Origin of the sequence: Thioclava sp. DLFJ4-1, from assembly GCF_002020145.1 — a bacterium.
Taxonomy (GTDB): domain Bacteria; phylum Pseudomonadota; class Alphaproteobacteria; order Rhodobacterales; family Rhodobacteraceae; genus Thioclava; species Thioclava sediminum.
Genome location: NZ_MPZT01000001.1, coordinates 394,636 through 411,788, shown reverse-complemented (window position 1 = coordinate 411,788; position 17,153 = coordinate 394,636). Strand labels below are relative to the sequence as shown.

The 17,153-nt window shown below is 65.7% G+C and carries 17 protein-coding genes; 11 read left to right on the top strand and 6 right to left on the bottom strand.

Going from position 1 to position 17,153, the window contains the following annotated elements:
* Window positions 1-2: 2 nt before the first annotated feature.
* Window positions 3-242 carry a hypothetical protein gene (locus BMI85_RS01945; protein WP_143594957.1) on the bottom strand — a complete coding sequence of 80 codons (240 nt, stop codon included), beginning with the start codon at window positions 240-242 and terminating at the stop codon, window positions 3-5.
* Between the two features lie 205 nt (window positions 243-447).
* Between BMI85_RS01945 and BMI85_RS01940 the strand changes: the two genes are divergently transcribed.
* The 3 genes from BMI85_RS01940 to BMI85_RS01930 all read left to right on the top strand — a co-directional run bounded on the left by BMI85_RS01940 (window position 448) and on the right by BMI85_RS01930 (window position 3,122).
* A complete protein-coding gene (locus BMI85_RS01940; RefSeq protein WP_078599321.1) occupies window positions 448-1,509 on the top strand; it encodes a Hint domain-containing protein in 1,062 nt (353 codons plus the stop codon).
* A gap of 123 nt (window positions 1,510-1,632) precedes the next feature.
* Window positions 1,633-2,406 (top strand): gamma-glutamyl-gamma-aminobutyrate hydrolase family protein, encoded by a 774-nt coding sequence (locus BMI85_RS01935; protein WP_078546578.1) that lies wholly within the window; start codon window positions 1,633-1,635, stop codon window positions 2,404-2,406.
* Between the two features lie 26 nt (window positions 2,407-2,432).
* Window positions 2,433-3,122 (top strand): D-lyxose/D-mannose family sugar isomerase, encoded by a 690-nt coding sequence (locus tag BMI85_RS01930; RefSeq protein WP_078599320.1) that lies wholly within the window; start codon window positions 2,433-2,435, stop codon window positions 3,120-3,122.
* Here BMI85_RS01930 and BMI85_RS01925 read toward each other — a convergent pair.
* Genes BMI85_RS01925 through glmU form a run of 3 tightly spaced genes read right to left on the bottom strand, consistent with a single transcriptional unit; the run spans window position 3,117 to window position 7,129 of the window.
* Complete coding sequence (locus BMI85_RS01925) at window positions 3,117-3,968, bottom strand: DNA alkylation repair protein (RefSeq protein WP_078599319.1); 852 nt, start codon at window positions 3,966-3,968, stop codon at window positions 3,117-3,119. The genes BMI85_RS01930 and BMI85_RS01925 overlap by 6 nt on opposite strands.
* Window positions 3,965-5,779, bottom strand: a complete 1,815-nt coding sequence (glmS, locus tag BMI85_RS01920; RefSeq protein ID WP_078599318.1) for a glutamine--fructose-6-phosphate transaminase (isomerizing) — start codon at window positions 5,777-5,779, stop codon at window positions 3,965-3,967. Before glmS ends, BMI85_RS01925 begins: the two co-directional genes overlap by 4 nt.
* A 3-nt stretch (window positions 5,780-5,782) precedes the next feature.
* On the bottom strand, window positions 5,783-7,129 hold the full coding sequence (glmU, locus tag BMI85_RS01915; RefSeq protein WP_078599317.1) for a bifunctional UDP-N-acetylglucosamine diphosphorylase/glucosamine-1-phosphate N-acetyltransferase GlmU: 1,347 nt from the start codon (window positions 7,127-7,129) through the stop codon (window positions 5,783-5,785).
* A gap of 107 nt (window positions 7,130-7,236) precedes the next feature.
* On the opposite strand from glmU, the gene BMI85_RS01910 reads away from it, so the two are divergent.
* The 3 genes from BMI85_RS01910 to BMI85_RS01900 are packed head-to-tail and all read left to right on the top strand — an operon-like array spanning window position 7,237 to window position 10,369.
* Window positions 7,237-7,908, top strand: coding sequence for an HAD-IA family hydrolase (locus BMI85_RS01910; RefSeq protein ID WP_078599316.1), 672 nt, complete (start codon window positions 7,237-7,239; stop codon window positions 7,906-7,908).
* Window positions 7,909-7,966: 58 nt separating this feature from the next.
* Window positions 7,967-9,187, top strand: a complete 1,221-nt coding sequence (locus tag BMI85_RS01905) for a TCR/Tet family MFS transporter (RefSeq protein ID WP_078599315.1) — start codon at window positions 7,967-7,969, stop codon at window positions 9,185-9,187.
* Window positions 9,188-9,190: 3 nt separating this feature from the next.
* Window positions 9,191-10,369, top strand: coding sequence for an aminotransferase class I/II-fold pyridoxal phosphate-dependent enzyme (locus BMI85_RS01900; protein WP_078599314.1), 1,179 nt, complete (start codon window positions 9,191-9,193; stop codon window positions 10,367-10,369).
* A 19-nt stretch (window positions 10,370-10,388) separates the two neighbouring features.
* On the opposite strand, the gene BMI85_RS01895 is transcribed toward BMI85_RS01900, so the two are convergent.
* Both BMI85_RS01895 and BMI85_RS01890 read right to left on the bottom strand, forming a co-directional pair.
* A complete protein-coding gene (locus tag BMI85_RS01895; RefSeq protein WP_078599313.1) occupies window positions 10,389-11,312 on the bottom strand; it encodes an ornithine cyclodeaminase in 924 nt (307 codons plus the stop codon).
* 25 nt (window positions 11,313-11,337) lie between these two features.
* The gene (locus BMI85_RS01890; RefSeq protein ID WP_078599312.1) at window positions 11,338-12,579 is read right to left on the bottom strand and encodes an FAD-dependent oxidoreductase; all 1,242 of its coding nucleotides are present in this window, start codon (window positions 12,577-12,579) and stop codon (window positions 11,338-11,340) included.
* Between the two features lie 187 nt (window positions 12,580-12,766).
* On the opposite strand from BMI85_RS01890, the gene BMI85_RS01885 reads away from it, so the two are divergent.
* The 5 genes from BMI85_RS01885 to BMI85_RS01865 are packed head-to-tail and all read left to right on the top strand — an operon-like array spanning window position 12,767 to window position 17,028.
* Complete coding sequence (locus BMI85_RS01885; RefSeq protein WP_078599311.1) at window positions 12,767-13,927, top strand: isovaleryl-CoA dehydrogenase; 1,161 nt, start codon at window positions 12,767-12,769, stop codon at window positions 13,925-13,927.
* A complete protein-coding gene (locus tag BMI85_RS01880) occupies window positions 13,927-14,442 on the top strand; it encodes a lysozyme inhibitor LprI family protein (protein WP_078599310.1) in 516 nt (171 codons plus the stop codon). Before BMI85_RS01885 ends, BMI85_RS01880 begins: the two co-directional genes overlap by 1 nt.
* On the top strand, window positions 14,439-14,966 hold the full coding sequence (locus BMI85_RS01875; RefSeq protein ID WP_078570245.1) for a lysozyme inhibitor LprI family protein: 528 nt from the start codon (window positions 14,439-14,441) through the stop codon (window positions 14,964-14,966). Before BMI85_RS01880 ends, BMI85_RS01875 begins: the two co-directional genes overlap by 4 nt.
* Complete coding sequence (locus tag BMI85_RS01870; protein WP_078599309.1) at window positions 14,963-15,427, top strand: lysozyme inhibitor LprI family protein; 465 nt, start codon at window positions 14,963-14,965, stop codon at window positions 15,425-15,427. Before BMI85_RS01875 ends, BMI85_RS01870 begins: the two co-directional genes overlap by 4 nt.
* Window positions 15,424-17,028, top strand: a complete 1,605-nt coding sequence (locus BMI85_RS01865; protein WP_078599308.1) for a carboxyl transferase domain-containing protein — start codon at window positions 15,424-15,426, stop codon at window positions 17,026-17,028. Before BMI85_RS01870 ends, BMI85_RS01865 begins: the two co-directional genes overlap by 4 nt.
* Window positions 17,029-17,153 lie beyond the last annotated feature (125 nt).

The window sequence follows — 17,153 nt, the reverse complement described above, 5'->3', positions numbered from 1 at the left end:
CCTCATTTCTTCTTCAGGGCCATACGGATCAGCGTTTCCTTCGCCGTGCGGTCGACATTCTGAACCAGCGCTTCCTTGATCTGCACGATCTGGCGGTCAGTCAGGTTGGACAGGTCGACATTGCCGACGAGGAAATGCACGCGTTGGATCTCCAGCGCATTGAGCGGCTGCTGCTGCTGCGCGGCGGCTAGCGACGGCAGCGCGGCGCAGGTGAGGGCGGCGATCAGGGCGATCGATTTCATCATGAGTCTCCTCAGGGTGCTCTTCCCAATGAAAATGCAGTTGCGCGCGCGTGGGACAAGCGTGGTCGCGCGCAAGTTTCGGTGAAGGTCGCTTGCCCTATGCGTCAAGATGGGGATTCACATCGCGAATTCATCATGATACCGTAACTATTAACAAGCAGAGGGCAGACATAAGCTCTCGCGAAATACGGGCAGGATCGAGGCAGTGAAGGCGGGCTATCAGGGCACCTTCGTCATTTCATGGGCGCAGACGGAAATCGACGGCACACCGGTGCCGCCGCTTGAGGTCGTGACCGTGGGCGCATGTTGGCGATGGACGGGGCAGGCGATTTGCGTGGACGGGCCCAATGATCGGCTCATCTTGCACAACGCGCGCGGCGAGGCGGAGCGGCGCACGAAAGCCGCCCGCGCGGTGCGCCGCCTGCTGGGCGAGGCCGTGGGACATCCGCGAACGCTCGACGATCCCGACGAGACCGAGACGCCCAATCAAAGCTTTACCGTGACCGATGGTTACCACGCCTATGTCGTGACCCTGATCGAGCTGCCCGAAAGCGGTACGCGCATCCTGATGTTCGCCGGTCGGATGCCGCCGGTGGACAGCGATCTCTGGGTGGTCGACCGTGCGCTTGATCTGCGCCCGAAAGCGGCGCGGCAGGGGCCTGCGGGCGTCATCTGTTTTACCCCCGGCACGCTGATCGAGACCGACCAGGGCCGCCGCCCCGTCGAGGCGCTGCGCGAAGGCGACCGCGTGCTGACCCGCGATGACGGGGCGCAGCCGATCTGCTGGATCGGTCGGCGCGACATCTCGGGCGCGCGGCTCCATGCGATGCCGCATCTGCGCCCGGTGCGGATCTCGGCTGGGGCCTTCGGTATCGCCCGGCCCGATCGCGATCTGATCGTATCGCCGCAGCACCGGATGCTGGTGCGCGGACGCGCGGCGCAGGCGCTGTTCGCCGAGGACGAGGTTCTCGTGCGCGCCTGCGATCTGGTCAACGGACGTCAGATCCGTTTCGAAGGTGCGCTGCGCGGTCTGAGCTACATCCATCTTATGTTCGAACGCCATCAGGTGCTGACCGCGAACGGGCTGGAAACCGAAAGCTTCCACCCGGCCTCCACCCGGCTCGAGATGATCGCCCGCGACCAGCGCGCCGGGCTCGAGGCGCTGGTGCCGCAGGTCGAGGAAAATCCGCTCAGCTACGGTGCCTTCGCGCGCCGGGCGCTCAAGCCCTCCGAGGCTGCGATCCTGCGCCACGATCTGGCCGCCTGAACGAGCAAATCCGCTGGAAATCGCTGCAGGCTTGGGCTGTGCGTCAGATGCACGGCTTCGTGCGCATTTTGCGCCTTTTCTCTGCCCGAACGTCGCCTTAGCTTCGGGACAAAGGAGAATTCAATGACCAGACCCGTCGTCGGCATCATCGGCAATAGAGGCCTCGTAGGTGACCGCTACCCCGTCCATGAAGGCGGGCAGCTCAACTCGGAAGCGGTGAGCAAAGTCTCCGATTGCATCCCGCTGCTGATCCCCGCCGATCCCGAATATGTGTCCGTTCAGGAATTGATGGAGGTCTGCGACGGCTTCCTGCTGACCGGCGGGCGGCCGAACGTCCATCCGCATGAATATGGCGAGGAGCCGACCGAGAAGCACGGCACCTTCGACCGTGCCCGCGACGCGATCACCCTGCCGCTGGTGCGCGCCTGTGTCGAAAGCGGGCAGCCCTTCCTTGGCATCTGCCGGGGCTTTCAGGAGGTCAACGTCGCGATGGGCGGCACGCTGCACCCCGAGATCCGCGAGCTTCCGGGGCGGTTGAACCACCGGATGCCGCCGGAGGGGACGCTCGAAGAAGGGTTCTCCAACCGCCACATGGTCACGCTCACCCCCGGCGGCCGGTTCGCGCGTCTCTTCGGCGCGGATGAGGTCGAGACCAACACGCTGCACGGGCAGGGCGTCTGCACCGCCGGTACCCGGATTGTGATCGAAGGGCGCGCCCCCGATGGTACGCCCGAGGCGATCTATGTTAAGGACGCGCCGGGGTTTACCCTATCGGTGCAATGGCATCCCGAATGGCGTGCGGCGGAAGATCCGGTCTCGCGCCCTCTGTTCGAGGCATTCGGCGATGCGGTGCGTGCTTGGGCGCGCGGCGAACGGCCCGCCGCCTGCGTCGCCTGAGCCGCTAAGACAAAACGGAGAGACAGATGAAACGCTCGCGCGTGAACGAAATCATGGCCGCGGCCGAGGAAATGATCCAGGAATTCGGCTTCCGCCTGCCGCCCTTCGCATGGTGGAGCCCGGCCGAGTTCAAGGCGCGCCTGCCGCAGGCACAGCGCATCGTGGAAGCCGCGATGGGCTGGGATATCACCGATTACGGGCAGGGCGATTTCGACAAGCTGGGTCTGTTTCTCTTCACCCTGCGCAACGGCGATCTGCGCGATCTTCAGGCGGGCCACGGCATGGCCTATGCCGAGAAGCTCCTGATCTCGCGCAAGGACCAGATCAGCCCGATGCATACACATATCATCAAGGCCGAGGACATCATCAATCGCGGCGGCGCAGACCTCGCGATCGAGCTCTATGGCTCTGACGCGGATGGCAAATTCGACGAGACCGCAGGCGGGCAGGTGATGTGCGACGGCGTCCCGCGCAATTACGAGCCCGGCGAGGTGCTGATCCTGCGCCCAGGCGAGAGCGTGACCCTGCGGCCCGGTGACTGGCATGCCTTCTGGGGCGAGGGCGGCGACGTTCTGATCGGCGAGGTCTCGACCGTCAACGACGACAACACCGACAATATCTTCCGCGAAGATATCGGGCGGTTCTCCGAGATCGAGGAAGACGAAGCGCCGCGTCACCTGCTCGTCAGCGACTACGACAAGTTCCTGTATTCATAAATATTTACTGGCTTCCTTGCGGGCGAAAGGCTTCAGCCTTTCGCCATGCTCGGCCAGCCAGGCCTGCACGCGGGCCGGGTCTTTCTTGCTCAGCTCGCGCAGCCACCACGCGATCGCTTTCTGGATGAACCAGTCGCGATCCTCGGCCAGTTGCGTGGCCCAGCCCAGAACCTCGTCACGCACCGCCTCGTCCTCGGGCTTGGGATTGCGCTGCTTGGTCCAGGGCAGGGTGAAGACGAAGGCCGCGCGCCGCGTCCACATGTGATCCGAGCGCACCCAGTCCGCCACCTCGTCAAGCCGCGCGGGCTCGGCCTGAAGCCGTTTCGAGCCCGCCTTGGCGGCGTGATCGGCAATCGCCCAGGCGTCGAATTGCGGCACCCAGCTCGCGATCAATTCCCATGCGGCACCGTCAGGGCGCAGCCGCGCCTGCGTCAGCAGCTTGGCCGCCGCGATCCGCGCCTCGTGAATGTCGCTGTCCCAAAGCCCACGCGCCAACTCAACGCGTCCCGGCACGTCGAGCTGGCCACGCCACAGCGCGACCATGTCCTCGATCGCAGGAACGGAAACGCCCAGATAGCGCCGCTCCGCCTTGTGATAGGCAGCCATTTCGGCGGCTTTCTCGGCATCCGCCCAGCTTTCCAGTGCGAAAAGCGCGTCTTCCAGCGTGGGCGGGGGCCCGAGCGGCGCGTCGGCGTCCTCTTCCTCGGCGAAGGCCTCGTACTCCGCATCCGAGGCCGCATAGGCCTCGGCCTCGGCGCGCAGTCTCGCGTCTTCCGCCGGGTCGAGTGGCGCGTAATCCGCCGCGCGCGGCCGCGCGACGCGCTTCTTGCCCCGCTTGCGGCTCATTCGACCGTCACCGATTTGGCGAGGTTGCGCGGCTGGTCCACGTCGGTGCCTTTCGCGACCGCCGTGTGATAGGCCAGCAGCTGCGCCGGAACCGCATAAAGGATCGGCGCGAAAGGTTCCGCAATATCAGGCATTTGCAGCGTGCCCCAAGTGCCGTCCTGCGCCGCGCTGATGCCCTTGGCATCGGAGACCAGCAGCACCATCCCGTGGCGCGCCATCACCTCCTGCATGTTCGAGACGGTCTTGTCGAAGAGCTTGTCATAAGGCGCCATAACGATCACCGGCACGGTGCGATCGATCAGCGCGATCGGCCCGTGTTTCAGCTCGCCCGAGGCATAACCTTCGGCATGGATATAGCTGATTTCCTTGAGCTTCAGCGCCCCTTCCAGTGCCAGCGGATACATCGCGCCGCGTCCAAGGAAGAGGATGTCCTGCGCCTCGGCGAGTTGCTCGGCCAGATGCGCGATCGGCTCGGAGATCGACAGGGCCTGATTGAGCAGGCCGGGCAGGGCGCGCAACGTATCGGCATGGGCGCTAAGCGTGGGCCCGTCGGTGACGTCCCGATCACGGCCCGCTTTCAGCGCCATGACGGCCAGAACCAGCAGCTGCGCGGTGAACGCCTTGGTCGAGGCCACGCCGACCTCGACGCCCGCGAAGATGGGCAGCATGATGTCTGCCTCGCGCGCGATGGATGAGGTGGGCACGTTGACCACGGCCACGGTCTTCGCAACGCGCTCGGAGCAATAGCGCAGCGCGGCCAGCGTATCGGCAGTCTCGCCGGATTGGCTGACGAAGACGGCGAGGCTGCGCTCGGACAGGGGCGGCTCGCGGTAGCGGAATTCAGAGGCCACGTCGATCTCGACCGGGATGCGAGCGAATTCCTCGAACCAGTATTTCGCCACCGCGCAGGCGTAATGCGCCGTGCCGCAGGCGATCAGGACAATCCGGTCAATGTTGGAAAAGTCCAAGTCTTCCGGCAGATTCAACCCGGTTTCGGGCAGATAATGTCGCAAAGCGTCAGCCAGCACGACGGGCTGCTCGGCGATTTCCTTCGCCATGAAATGCTTGTAGCCGCCCTTTTCGACTTGCGCCTGACCCAGATCGATGCGGCTTTCGTCGCGGTTCGCACGGCGACCCTCGGCGTCGAAAATCTCGGCGCCTGCGCGGGTGACGAAGGCGTAATCGCCCTCTTCGAGATAGGTGATCCGGTCGGTCATCGGCGCGAGCGCAATCGCGTCCGACCCCACGAACATCTCGCCATCGCCATGCCCGATCGCGAGCGGCGAGCCCTTACGCGCCGCGATCAGCAGATCGTCCTCGCCGTCGAAGAGCCACAGCAGCGCGAATGCGCCTTCGAGCTTGCCAAGCGTCGCCACGGCGGCCTCGCGCGCATCCATACCGCGATCCATGAACATCCGCGTCAGCAGCGCGACGGTTTCGGTATCCGTCTGCGTCTCCGGGGTAATCCCGGCCTCGGCCAGCTCGGCGCGCAGCTCGCGGAAATTCTCGATGATGCCGTTATGCACGACCGCGACGGGCCCCGAGCGATGGGGGTGCGCATTGCCTTGAGTGGCAGCCCCATGGGTCGCCCAGCGGGTGTGGCCGATGCCAGACTTGCCCGGGAGGGGCTCATGCACCAGCAGATCGGACAGGTTCCACAGCTTGCCAACCGCCCGGCGGCGGTCCAGCTTGCCTGCGTTTACCGTCGCGATCCCGGCACTGTCATAGCCGCGATATTCCAATCGCTTGAGGCTCTCAACGAGCCAGGGGGAAACCTCGTGCTTCCCCAAAACGCCAATAATTCCGCACATTTATCAATCTTTCTTCATGCGACGCGCTTTCTCCGCGCGCAGTTTCGCAAATAGCTTCGTAGCGAGGCCCGGACGGTTCACCTGCTCGGAGCGTTCGATCGCGATCGCCTCGGCAGGGACGTCTTTCGAGATCACCGATCCCGAGCCCGTCAGCGCACCGTCGCCCACCGTCACCGGGGCCACCAGCATCGTATCGGAGCCGATGAAGGCATTCGCACCGATGGTGGTGCGATGCTTCATCACTCCGTCGTAATTGCAGGTCACCGTGCCCGCGCCGATATTCGTATGCTCCCCGATATCGGCATCGCCCAGGTAGGTCAGATGGCCGACTTTCACACCCTCGGCGAGGATCGCGTTCTTCACCTCGACGAAATTGCCGATATGCACGTCCTCGGCGAGTTCCGCGCCGGGGCGCAGACGGGCGAAGGGGCCGATCGTGGCGCCGCGCGAGATGTGGCAGCCTTCGAGATGGCAGAAGGCCTCGATCACCGCACCGGATTCGATGGTCACGTCGGGGCCGAACACGACATTCGGGCCCAGCACGACATCGCGGCTGATATAGGTGTCGAGCGCGAACCAGACGCTGGTGGGCTCCACCATGGTCACGCCGTTTTCCATCGCCTCGGCGCGCATCCGTTCCTGGAAGAGGGCCTCGGCGCGGGCAAGTTCGGCGCGGGTGTTGATGCCCAGCGTTTCGGCCTCATCACAGGTCACGACCTGCGCGGTCAGGCCCTTCTTGCGCGCGGCTTCGACGATATCGGTGAGGTAGTACTCCTGCGACGCGTTCTCGTTCGACAGCCCCGCGACGAGTTCGGTCAGAAGCACCGCGTCACAGGCGATAACGCCCGAGTTGCAAAGGGTTATGCCGCGTTCTTCATCCGTGGCATCCTTGAATTCCACGATCCGATCCAGCGTGTCGCCCTGCGCCACCAAGCGCCCATAGCGGCCCGGATCGGCCGCCTCGAAGCCGAGCACGGTCACCGCCGCATCGGACGACGCCAGCCGCTCCAGCGTCTCTGGCCGGATGAAGGGGGTGTCGCCGTAAAGCACGATCACACGGCCGTCGAACCCGTCGAGCGCGGGCAGGGCCTGCGCCACGGCGTGGCCGGTGCCGAGCTGTTCTTCCTGCAGCACGATCTGCGCCTCGGGATCGACCTTCGCGACGGCTTTCTTCACCTTGTCGGCACCGTGGCCCGCGACCACGATCACGGTCTCGGGTTCGAGGGCACGTCCGGCAGCCAGCGCATGCGCCACCAGCGGCGCGCGGCCCACCTGATGCAGCACCTTCGGCAAGTCGGATTTCATGCGGGTGCCCTGTCCCGCCGCGAGGGTGATCAATGCAATCGCCATTAGAAACCTTTTCTTCTGCTCGGCCCCGTTTTAACCATTGGCTTGCTTGCCGCAAGTGGTGCGTCTTCACGCTTCCTTTCGCGGTGTTACGGAAGGAGCAAAAGGCAATGCGCACAGTGGTTTTCGACCTCGACGGGACTTTGGCGGATACCTCCGCCGACCTGATCGCAGCGGCAAATTCCTGCTTTACGGCGCGCGGCCATGCGCCGCTTCTCGATCCGGCGGGGGACGCGCTGACCGCCTTCCATGGTGGCCGTGCGATGCTCAAGGCCGGCTATGGGCGGCTGGGGCTGCCGGAGGCGGAGGTCGCCGAGCTGGTCGAGGCCGATTATCACCCGCTGCTTGCGCATTACGGCGAGAATATCGACCGCCATACGCAGCTTTATCCCGGCGCGGAGTCGGCAGTGAAAACGCTGCGCGATCAGGGTTTTGCGACGGCCGTCTGCACCAACAAGCCCGAAGGTCTCGCGCGTGATCTGATCGACCGGCTCGGGATCACCGCGCTTTTCGACGCGCTGATCGGCGCCGATACGCTGCCGCTGCGCAAACCTTCGCCCGATCCCTATCTCGCGGCGGTCGAGCGGGCAGGTGGCAAGCTGGAAGCCTCGCTGCTGGTGGGCGACACCAATACCGATCGCGAGACCGCCCGCGCGGTCGGCGTCCCCTGTGTTCTGGTGACTTTCGGACCAGAGGGGCGCGGCATCGAACGGCTCGCCCCAGAGGCGCTGCTCGATCATTTCGACGATCTGCCCGCGCTGGCCGCGCGGATGCTCGGGTGAGCGCCTCGGCGGGGCTGTGCCGCCCCAAACCACCCCTCAGACGCGGCCGCCGACGGCCATGACCGCAGCCCCCATCGGTCCATCGCGCTTTCACGCCACCGCCTTCGTTCTGATCGCGGTGTTTCTCGACATGGTGGGGTTCGGGTTGATCATCCCGGTGCTGCCGTCCCTGATCGCGGATGTCGGCCATGTCGATCTGGCGCAGGCGAGCCGGATCGGCGGCTGGATGTTCGCGGCCTTCAGTCTCGCGCAGTTCCTGTTCGCGCCGCTGATGGGCAACCTCTCGGATCGGTTCGGACGCCGCCCGCTTTTGCTGCTCGCGATCGGCGGTCTGGGCGTCGATTACCTCTTTCACGCCTTCGCGCCGACGCTGCTCTGGCTCCTCGTGGGCCGGATCGTCGCGGGCATCTGCGGCGCATCCTACGTCATCGCGAACGCCTATCTCGCCGACATCACCCCACCGGCCGAGCGTGCCCGCGCCTTCGGTCTGATCGGCGCGGCCTTCGGCTTCGGCTTTATCGCAGGGCCCGCGCTTGGCGGGTTTCTGGGCGAGCTTGGCCCGCGTATTCCCTTCTTCGTGGCCGCCGCGCTATCGGGGCTGAACCTGATCTACGGGCTGATCGTGCTGCCCGAAAGCCTGCCGCAGGGCCTGCGTCGTCCGGTGAACTGGCGCGCCTGCAACCCGCTGGGCACGTTGAAAGTCTTCGCGCGCTATCCGGGCGTGCTGCCAATGGGCACCGCCCTTGGCGTCTATCTGTTCGCCTCCGCCGTCTATCCCGCGATCTGGCCCTATTGGGGGATGGCGAAATTCGGCTGGTCCGAGGGGACGGTGGGGCTGACGCTTGCAGGCTACGGGGTCGTCGCGGCGATCTTTCAGGGCGGGCTGGCCGGTCCGCTCGCATCCCGTCTGGGCGAGGCGCGGGTGGTGGTGATCGGGCTGATTGTCGGGATCGGCATGACCATCGCACTGGGTCTGTCGACCTCGCTTGCAATGGTCCTGATCGTCCTCTTGATCACCGGGATCGAGGGGCTGGTGCATCCGATGATCGCCTCGCTGATGTCCAATGCGGTGCCCGAGGATGCGCAGGGCGCGCTGCAGGGTGGCATATCCGCGCTGATGAACCTCGCAATGCTGGCGGGCACCTTGTTCTTCACCCAAGTCTTCGGGATATTCCTCGCCGAGAACGCTCCGATCCGCACGCCGGATATGGCCTTTTACGTGGCTTCCGTGATCCTGCTGGTGGCATTGGCGCTGTTCATCCGCGCAAGAAAGGTCTGAGCGATGTCCGAGGTCTTCAAAGGCAACTTCACCCAGCAGGAGCCGATCCCCGAAGACGCGATCGAGCGCGCCGTCGAGGTGATGCGCTCGGGTCGCCTTCATCGCTACAACACCCTGCCCGGAGAGCCGGGCGAGGTGGCGCTGCTGGAGGAGGAATTCGCCGGATTGACCGGCGCGCCCTATTGTCTTGCGGTGGCCTCGGGCGGCTATGCCTTGGGCTGCGCGCTGCGCGCCGTGGGCGTGGGGCCGGGCGATCCGGTGCTGACCAATGCCTTCACGCTCGCCCCCGTGCCCGGCGCGATCGCGGCGGTCGGTGGCAAGCCCGTGCTGGTTGAGGTTACCGACCAGCTGACCATCGACCTTGACGATCTGGCGGCGAAAGCCCCGCAGGCGCGGGTGCTGATGCTGTCGCATATGCGCGGCCATATCTGCGACATGGATGCGCTGATGGAGATCGCGCGCGACCATGATCTAACGGTGATCGAGGATTGCGCCCATACGATGGGGGCGACATGGGCCGGGGTTCACTCGGGGCGGCACGGCGCGATCGGGTGTTATTCGACCCAGACCTACAAGCACATGAATTCGGGCGAGGGCGGGCTGATCGTGACCGACGATGCCGAGCTGGCGGCGCGGATGATCCTGCTGTCGGGCAGCTACATGCTTTATGAGCGGCACCGGGCCGCGCCGGGCCCTGAGGTGTTCGAGGGGCTGAAATACGACACGCCCAATGTCTCGGGCCGGATGGACCATCTGCGCGCCGCGATCCTGCGTCCGCAACTGTCGACGCTGGCGGATCGGGTGGCGCGCTGGAATGCGCTCTACCGTGAGGTCGAAGCCGGGCTTGCCGGGGCAGAGGGCATCGCGCTGATCGAGCGCCCCGAGGCCGAGAGCTATGTCGGCTCGTCTTTCCAGTTTCGCCTGCCGGGGCGCTCCGCCCCCGAGATGCTGGACTTCGTCGCCCGGGCTGCGGCCCGCGGGGTCGAGCTGAAATGGTTCGGCGCGGATGAGCCCGCGGGCTTCACCTCGCGCCATGACAGCTGGCGTTATGCCGAGGCGCAGAACCTGCCGCGCACCGATGCGGTGCTGGCGACGCTGCTGGATCTGCGCCTGCCGCTGACTTTCTCGACGGATGACGCCGCCCAGATCGCGCGCATCCTGCGCGAAGAGGCCGAGGCCTGAAGAGGTGGCGTGCTGATACTCAGCCCGCGCGCGAGATCCAGTCGGCGATCATCAGGTCGAGATGCGCGCCACCGCCATTCTTGTAAAGCGTGATCTCCTCGGCGCTTTCCCGCCCGCGCGCGCCGCCGATAAGATCGTAGAGATCGGCCTTTACCGCCTCGGGTGTGATCACCCCTTCGCGGATCGGGATCAGCAACTCGCCGATATGACCCAGCGTGGTGTCGCGGCTGTCGACGAAGAGGCTCGCCGTCGAGATCAGCGCATCGTCTGCCTCGCGCATATCGGCCTTATAGGCTCCGATCAGATCGACATGGGTGCCGGGCTTTACCCATGCACCCTGCAGGATCGGCGCGCGCGCCATCGTGGCGCTGCTGACGATATCGGCCTCTGCCACCGCTTCGGCCAGATCGGTCACCGCGCGCAGGCTGATGCCCTCGGGGGCGGGGCCAGCCGCCAGTTCCTGCGCCTGTTCGGGGCGGCGCGTCCAGAGCGTGATCTCCGTCAGCCCCGGGAAGCCCGCCGCATAGGCCGCGATCAGCGAGCGCGCGACCCGGCCGCCCCCCACGATCAGCAGTCGGTGGCTGTCGGGGCGCGCGAGAAGCTGCGCGCCCAGAACGGAATCGGCGGCGGTCTTGAACTCCGTCACCAGCGGGCAATCGACGATCGCAGTGGGCTGGCCATGCTCGGGCTCGAACACCACCATCGCGCCTTGCACCGTCGGCAGCCCCGCCTGCGCATTGCCGTCGCACACGGTGAAGGATTTCACCCCGTAGCCGAGCGCCGGAATATAGGCCGCACGGCTCAGCAGGACCGCGTCAGAGGGCCCGAGAAACGTATCGCCCAGCTCCGCCTTCGGGCGCGTATGGCCTGCGCGCAGTGCAGCTATCGCGCCGGGCCAGTCCAGCTTCTCGGCGATGTCATAGGGGATGATCTTCGGGCTCATGTCGTCTCCTTCATTGTCTCGGGCGTCACAGAGGCGCCAGCCAGCGCGCCGGGGCCGACACCTCGCGCGGCCCGTTGGCGGCACCGGTGATCGCATCGGCCAGAAGCGCACCGCAGCCCGCCGAGAGCGTCCAGCCCAGCTGACCGTGGCCCGCATTGACCCACAGATTGTCGTAAGCTTTCACCCGGCCAAGGAAGGGCGGGCCATGCGGGGTCGAGGGCCGCAGCCCGGTCCACAGCACGGGCGGCGCATCGCTCACCGCATCGCCGAAACGCGCGGCGACGTAATCGGTCAGCACCTTGGTGCGATCCTCGCGCAGCGTCCGGTCGCGTCCGGCGAATTCGGCGATCGCGGTCACCCGCAGCGCGCCGCCATAAGAGGCCACGGCCAGCATCGCGGCCTCGTCGATATAGGGGTGGCGGGGCAGGCGGCTCGGGTCTCGGACTTCCCACGTCCCCGAATAGCCCTTCACCGGGTAGATATCCGGCGCAAAGCCCAGAGGACGCGCCAGATCGGGCGTCTCGATCCCGGCGGCGAGGATCACCTGCGCCGCAGGCAGCGTCTCGTCGGCGAGGTTGACCCCGGTGATCTTGCCATGAGCCTGGGTGAAGCCGGTCACCGCGCTGTTGTAGCGAAACTGCACGCCGTGTTTGGCGGTAAGGGCCTTGGCGGCGGCGCGGGTCACCTCGTGGCAATTGCCCGCGGCATCCATCGGCGAGAGGAACCCGCCCGCAAAACCCGCCTCTGCCAAGAGCGGATCGTTTTCGGCCAGCCAGTCCGGGTCGATCCGCGTCAGCCGCCCGTCGTCATGCGCGTCGATCTCGGCGGTGGAATTGTGCAGGTAGAGCCCGCCTTCAAAGCGGATCAGCGCGTCCAGCCCCAACTCCTGCGCCATGTCGGGCAGGGCGGCACGGGCGGTCTCGGCCAGCCGCATCATCCGCGCGGTATTGCGCGCCTGCGCGGCCCCGGTGCAGTTGCGCAGGAAGGTCGTGCCCCAGCGCCACAGCGCTGGATCGAAGGGCGCGGTCAGCTTCACGCCGGGATTGCGCCCCGCCATCGCGCGCAGCAGTTGCGGCAAGGCATCCGGCCCCGCCCAGGCGCTCGCATGGCCGATCGAGACGATCCCGGCATTCGCGCGCGAGCACAGCTCAGCCGGACCGGGCAGGCGGTCGATCACCGTCACCGGCAACCCGCGGCGAGCCAGCGCCCATGCGGTCATCGTGCCGACGATCCCCGCTCCGATCACGATATGACGTGGCTGGCCCATCTGCGCTCCCGTTGGTTTCCAAGCTCTCAGGTCTCTTTGTGGCGGCAATCACTGCAAGTGACCAGCCCCTGTGCCAGTGGCTCGTGCCGCTGCGTCCTTTGCCCGCGTCCCAGCCCACGGGCCTTGACCCGACTCGGCAATTGCGCATAAATGAACGTGCGTTCAATAAACCGGGGGAGGAGATCCGATGTTCGCAGGTTCGATGGAGTTCGATCTGGGCGAGGATATCGCCGCACTGCGCGATATGGTGCGCCGTTGGGCGTCCGAGCGTGTGGCCCCGATCGCGGCCAAAACCGATCTGGATAATGAGTTTCCGAACGAGCTTTGGACCGAGATGGGCGAGCTTGGCCTGCTCGGGATCACCGTGTCGGAAGAATATGGCGGGGCCGGGATGGGCTATCTCGCTCATGTCGTGGCCACCGAGGAAATCGCGCGGGCTTCGGCCTCGATCGCGCTCAGCTACGGCGCGCATTCCAACCTCTGCGTGAACCAGATCAAGCTGAACGGTTCTGACGCGCAGAAGAAGAAATACCTGCCCGGGCTGATCTCGGGCGAGTCCGTCGGCGCGCTCGCGATGTCGGAATCCGGCGCAGGCTCGGATGTGGTGGGCATGAAGCTCAAGGCCGAGAAGCGCAACGGCTACTACGTCCTGAACGGCCATAAATACTGGATCACCAACGGCCCCGATGCCGATACGCTCGTGGTCTATGCCAAGACCGACCCGGAAGCGGGCTCCAAAGGCATCACCGCCTTCATCGTCGAGAAGGATTTCAAGGGCTTCACCACCTCCAAGCATTTCGACAAGCTCGGCATGCGCGGCTCGAACACGGCGCAGCTGTTCTTCGAGGATTGCGAAGTGCCCTTCGAGAACGTGCTGGGCGAAGAGGGGCGCGGCGTGCGCGTCCTGATGTCGGGCCTCGATTACGAGCGCGTGGTGCTTTCGGGCATCGGCACCGGCATCATGATGGCCTGCCTCGACGAGGTCGTGCCCTATTGCAAGGAGCGCGAACAGTTTGGCCAGCCGATCGGGAATTTCCAGCTCATGCAGGGCAAGATCGCCGATATGTATGTCGCGATGAACACCGCGCGCGCCTATACCTACGAGGTCGCGAAGGCCTGCGATCGTGGCGCGGTGACGCGTCAGGATGCGGCTGCCACCGTGCTTTATGCGTCCGAGCAGGCGATGGTGCAGGCGCATCAGGCGGTGCAGGCCCTTGGCGGCGCCGGGTTCCTCAACGACTCCAACGTCTCGCGCCTGTTCCGGGACGCGAAGCTGATGGAGATCGGCGCGGGCACCTCAGAAATCCGCCGGATGCTCATCGGTCGCGAGATCATGGGAGCCGTCTGATGCGAGCGGGCGCTCTCCTCCTGATCGGGCTTGCAGCGCCTCTGGCGGCGCAGGCCCAAGGGGCAGGGGCGGATTTCGATCCGGCCCCTTTGGAGAGCTGCCTGTCGAGCGCAGGCGACCCTGCGTCCTGCATCGGCAAAGCGGCGGATAACTGCATCGGTGACGATGCGAGCGTCCCCGGTCGCCGCGCCTGCTATGATGCCGAGCGCGCCCTCTGGTCCGACCATGCGGCGACAGCCCTCGACAGCTTGCGCCGGGCGGCGGCGGCCAGTGACGCGGCGCAAATCGTGGCGGGCAAGTCACCGTCGGGATTGCAGGGCGCGCAACTGGGTGAAGCGGAAGCCGCCTGGGCGCGCTACCGTGACGCCGCCTGCGCCTATGGAGCCGCGCTGCAGGGCGCGGGCGCGGAGGCGGACGAGGCGCGGTGCCTGATGCGCAAGACCGCCGAACATGCGCTGGAATTGCAGGACTGGGCCGAGACGCTGTCCGCTCATGGCAAGGGAGGGACGCAATGAAGACGCTTTGGATGATCGGTGTCGCCATGCTGAGCCTATCGGCCACTGCCGCGCGCGCCGAAGGCATTCCCGTCGCCTATGATCCGCAGGTTATCACGGCCTGTCTCGCAGCTAAAAACGGACCCGCCCGCAGCGCCTGTATCGGGCTTGGGGCTGCACATTGCATGACTGTAGACAATGCCGGGTCGAGCAATGCGGGCATGGGCTTTTGCTTCGGCGCAGAACGCGACGATTGGGACAGCCGCCTGAATGCAGCCTATCAGACGGTCGTCGCGCAGGACGGCAAGATGGATGCGGAACTGCAAGAGCTGGGTTCCGCCGCGCCGCCGCAGGTGCCTGCGCTGAAAGAGATGCAGCGCGCATGGATCGCCTATCGCGATGCGTCCTGCACCTATGAAATGTCGACTTGGGGCGGCGGCTCGGGCGCAGGCCCGGCCGGATCGCAATGCGAAATGCAACTGACTGGAGCGCAGGCGCTGCGCCTGATCGCGCGGGCCGAGCAGCTTGAAGGAGATACCCAATGAAAGGGCTTTCAATCGTCGCGGCACTAATCTGTGCCTCGCCCGCCTTGGCGCAGGAGCCGAGCGTCGATACGGACGCGGTACGCGCCTGTTTCGACGGGGCGAAGGATACCCATCCCGCCTGTATCGGCGAGGCGGCCGCCGCCTGTCAGGGTCAGCCGGGCGGCGATACGACGCTTGGCATTTCGGCTTGCCTGCAAGGCGAGGCGCAGGTCTGGGACGATATCGCGAAGTCGCAATATAAGGCGGCGCGCGCCCGTCTGCTGGAGCAGGGCGGCACGAAGCTCGCCAACAAGCTGCTCGATGCGCAAAGCGCGTGGGGGCAGTATCGCGACGCCGATTGCGGGCTGCTCTATGATATTTGGAAGGATGGCACGATCCGCACGGTCGTGGCGTCGCAATGCTACCTCGAGCGTACGGCGCAACGCGCGCTGGAACTGCGCGATTTGGGGAGGATGGAATGAAGCTTGTATCGCAGGCCCTGACCTCGTCGGAGGACTTTCAGGCCAATCGCAAGGCGCATCTCGACGCGCTGTCGCAGATCGAAAACGCGGCTGCACAGGCAGCGGCTGGCGGTGGTCCCGCCGCGCTGGAGCGGCACCTGTCGCGCGGCAAGATGGCGCCGCGCGAACGGGTGGCGGGGCTCTTGGATCCCGGCTCGCCGTTTCTGGAAATCGGCGCGACGGCTGCGCATGATATGTATGGCAACGCGGCACCCTGCGCAGGCGTGATCGCCGGGATCGGTCGGGTGCAGGGCCAAGAGGTCATGGTGGTCGCCAACGACGCCACCGTGAAGGGCGGCACCTATTACCCGCTGACGGTGAAGAAGCACCTGCGCGCACAGGAAATCGCCGAGGAAAACCATCTCCCCTGCATCTACCTCGTCGACTCGGGCGGTGCGAACCTGCCCAATCAGGACGAAGTCTTCCCCGATCGCGACCATTTCGGGCGCATCTTCTACAATCAGGCCCGGATGTCCGCGAAGGGCATCGCCCAGATCGCCGTGGTGATGGGGTCCTGCACGGCAGGCGGCGCCTATGTGCCCGCGATGTCCGATGTGACGATCATCGTGAAAGAGCAGGGCACGATCTTCCTCGCAGGCCCGCCTTTGGTAAAGGCCGCGACAGGCGAGGTCGTCACCGCCGAGGATTTGGGCGGCGGCGATGTGCATACGCGCCTCTCCGGCGTGGCCGATTATCTGGCCGAGGATGACGCCCATGCTTTGGCGCTGGCGCGCCGCGCGGTTGGTAATCTCAACTACACGAAACCTTCGACGGTGAACTGGCAATCCCCCGAGGAGCCCGCCTACGACCCCGAGGAAATCCTCGGCGTCGTCCCGGCGGACCTGCGCACCCCCTATGACATCCGCGAGGTGATCGCGCGTCTGGTGGACGGCTCGCGCTTCGACGAGTTCAAACCGCGCTTCGGCGAGACGATCGTCACCGGCTTCGCCCATGTGAAAGGCTGCCCCGTGGGCATCGTCGCCAATAACGGCGTGCTGTTCTCGGAAGCCGCCCAAAAGGCCGCGCATTTCATCGAACTGTGCTCGCAACGCTCGATCCCGCTGGTCTTCCTGCAAAACATCACCGGCTTCATGGTGGGCCGCAAATATGAAAACGAGGGCATCGCGCGCCATGGCGCGAAGATGGTCACCGCCGTCGCCACCACCTCGGTTCCGAAGATCACGATGCTGGTCGGCGGCTCCTTCGGGGCGGGCAATTACGGCATGGCGGGCCGCGCCTATTCCCCGCGCTTCCTCTGGACCTGGCCCAACTCGCGGATCTCCGTGATGGGCGGCGAACAGGCGGCCGGCGTGCTCGCCACCGTCAAACGCGACGGTATCGAGCGCAAGGGTGGCCAGTGGTCGGCGGAAGAAGAGGCCGAGTTCAAGCGCCCCACCATCGAGATGTTCGAGCGCCAGTCGCACCCGCTCTACGCCTCGGCGCGGCTCTGGGATGACGGCATCATCGATCCGCGCAAATCGCGCGACGTGCTGGCGCTCTCGCTCTCCGCCGCGCTCAACGCTCCGATCGAGCCGACCCGCTTCGGCCTGTTCCGGATGTAACTTTCATGCCTCCGGCGGGGATATTTGGACCAAGAGGAAGTGCAAATCTTCGACTTGGCCGAAATATCCCGGGAGGCTCCGCAGGAGCGGGGGCAGCGCCCCCTCCGACGCTCTCAAAGGGGAGA

Excerpts from the sequence above, each read along its gene's own strand:
- BMI85_RS01865 (WP_078599308.1), top strand. The coding sequence starts at position 15,424 with ATGAAGCTTGTATCGCAGGCCCTGACCTCGTCGGAGGACTTTCAGGCC.
- BMI85_RS01880 (WP_078599310.1), top strand. The coding sequence starts at position 13,927 with ATGCGAGCGGGCGCTCTCCTCCTGATCGGGCTTGCAGCGCCTCTGGCG.
- BMI85_RS01900 (WP_078599314.1), top strand. The coding sequence starts at position 9,191 with ATGTCCGAGGTCTTCAAAGGCAACTTCACCCAGCAGGAGCCGATCCCC.
- glmU (WP_078599317.1), bottom strand. The coding sequence starts at position 7,129 with ATGGCGATTGCATTGATCACCCTCGCGGCGGGACAGGGCACCCGCATG.
- BMI85_RS01925 (WP_078599319.1), bottom strand. The coding sequence starts at position 3,968 with ATGAGCCGCAAGCGGGGCAAGAAGCGCGTCGCGCGGCCGCGCGCGGCG.
- BMI85_RS01870 (WP_078599309.1), top strand. The coding sequence starts at position 14,963 with ATGAAAGGGCTTTCAATCGTCGCGGCACTAATCTGTGCCTCGCCCGCC.
- BMI85_RS01895 (WP_078599313.1), bottom strand. The coding sequence starts at position 11,312 with ATGAGCCCGAAGATCATCCCCTATGACATCGCCGAGAAGCTGGACTGG.
- BMI85_RS01885 (WP_078599311.1), top strand. The coding sequence starts at position 12,767 with ATGTTCGCAGGTTCGATGGAGTTCGATCTGGGCGAGGATATCGCCGCA.
- BMI85_RS01905 (WP_078599315.1), top strand. The coding sequence starts at position 7,967 with ATGACCGCAGCCCCCATCGGTCCATCGCGCTTTCACGCCACCGCCTTC.
- BMI85_RS01875 (WP_078570245.1), top strand. The coding sequence starts at position 14,439 with ATGAAGACGCTTTGGATGATCGGTGTCGCCATGCTGAGCCTATCGGCC.
- BMI85_RS01935 (WP_078546578.1), top strand. The coding sequence starts at position 1,633 with ATGACCAGACCCGTCGTCGGCATCATCGGCAATAGAGGCCTCGTAGGT.
- BMI85_RS01910 (WP_078599316.1), top strand. The coding sequence starts at position 7,237 with ATGCGCACAGTGGTTTTCGACCTCGACGGGACTTTGGCGGATACCTCC.
- BMI85_RS01945 (WP_143594957.1), bottom strand. The coding sequence starts at position 242 with ATGAAATCGATCGCCCTGATCGCCGCCCTCACCTGCGCCGCGCTGCCG.
- BMI85_RS01890 (WP_078599312.1), bottom strand. The coding sequence starts at position 12,579 with ATGGGCCAGCCACGTCATATCGTGATCGGAGCGGGGATCGTCGGCACG.
- glmS (WP_078599318.1), bottom strand. The coding sequence starts at position 5,779 with ATGTGCGGAATTATTGGCGTTTTGGGGAAGCACGAGGTTTCCCCCTGG.
- BMI85_RS01930 (WP_078599320.1), top strand. The coding sequence starts at position 2,433 with ATGAAACGCTCGCGCGTGAACGAAATCATGGCCGCGGCCGAGGAAATG.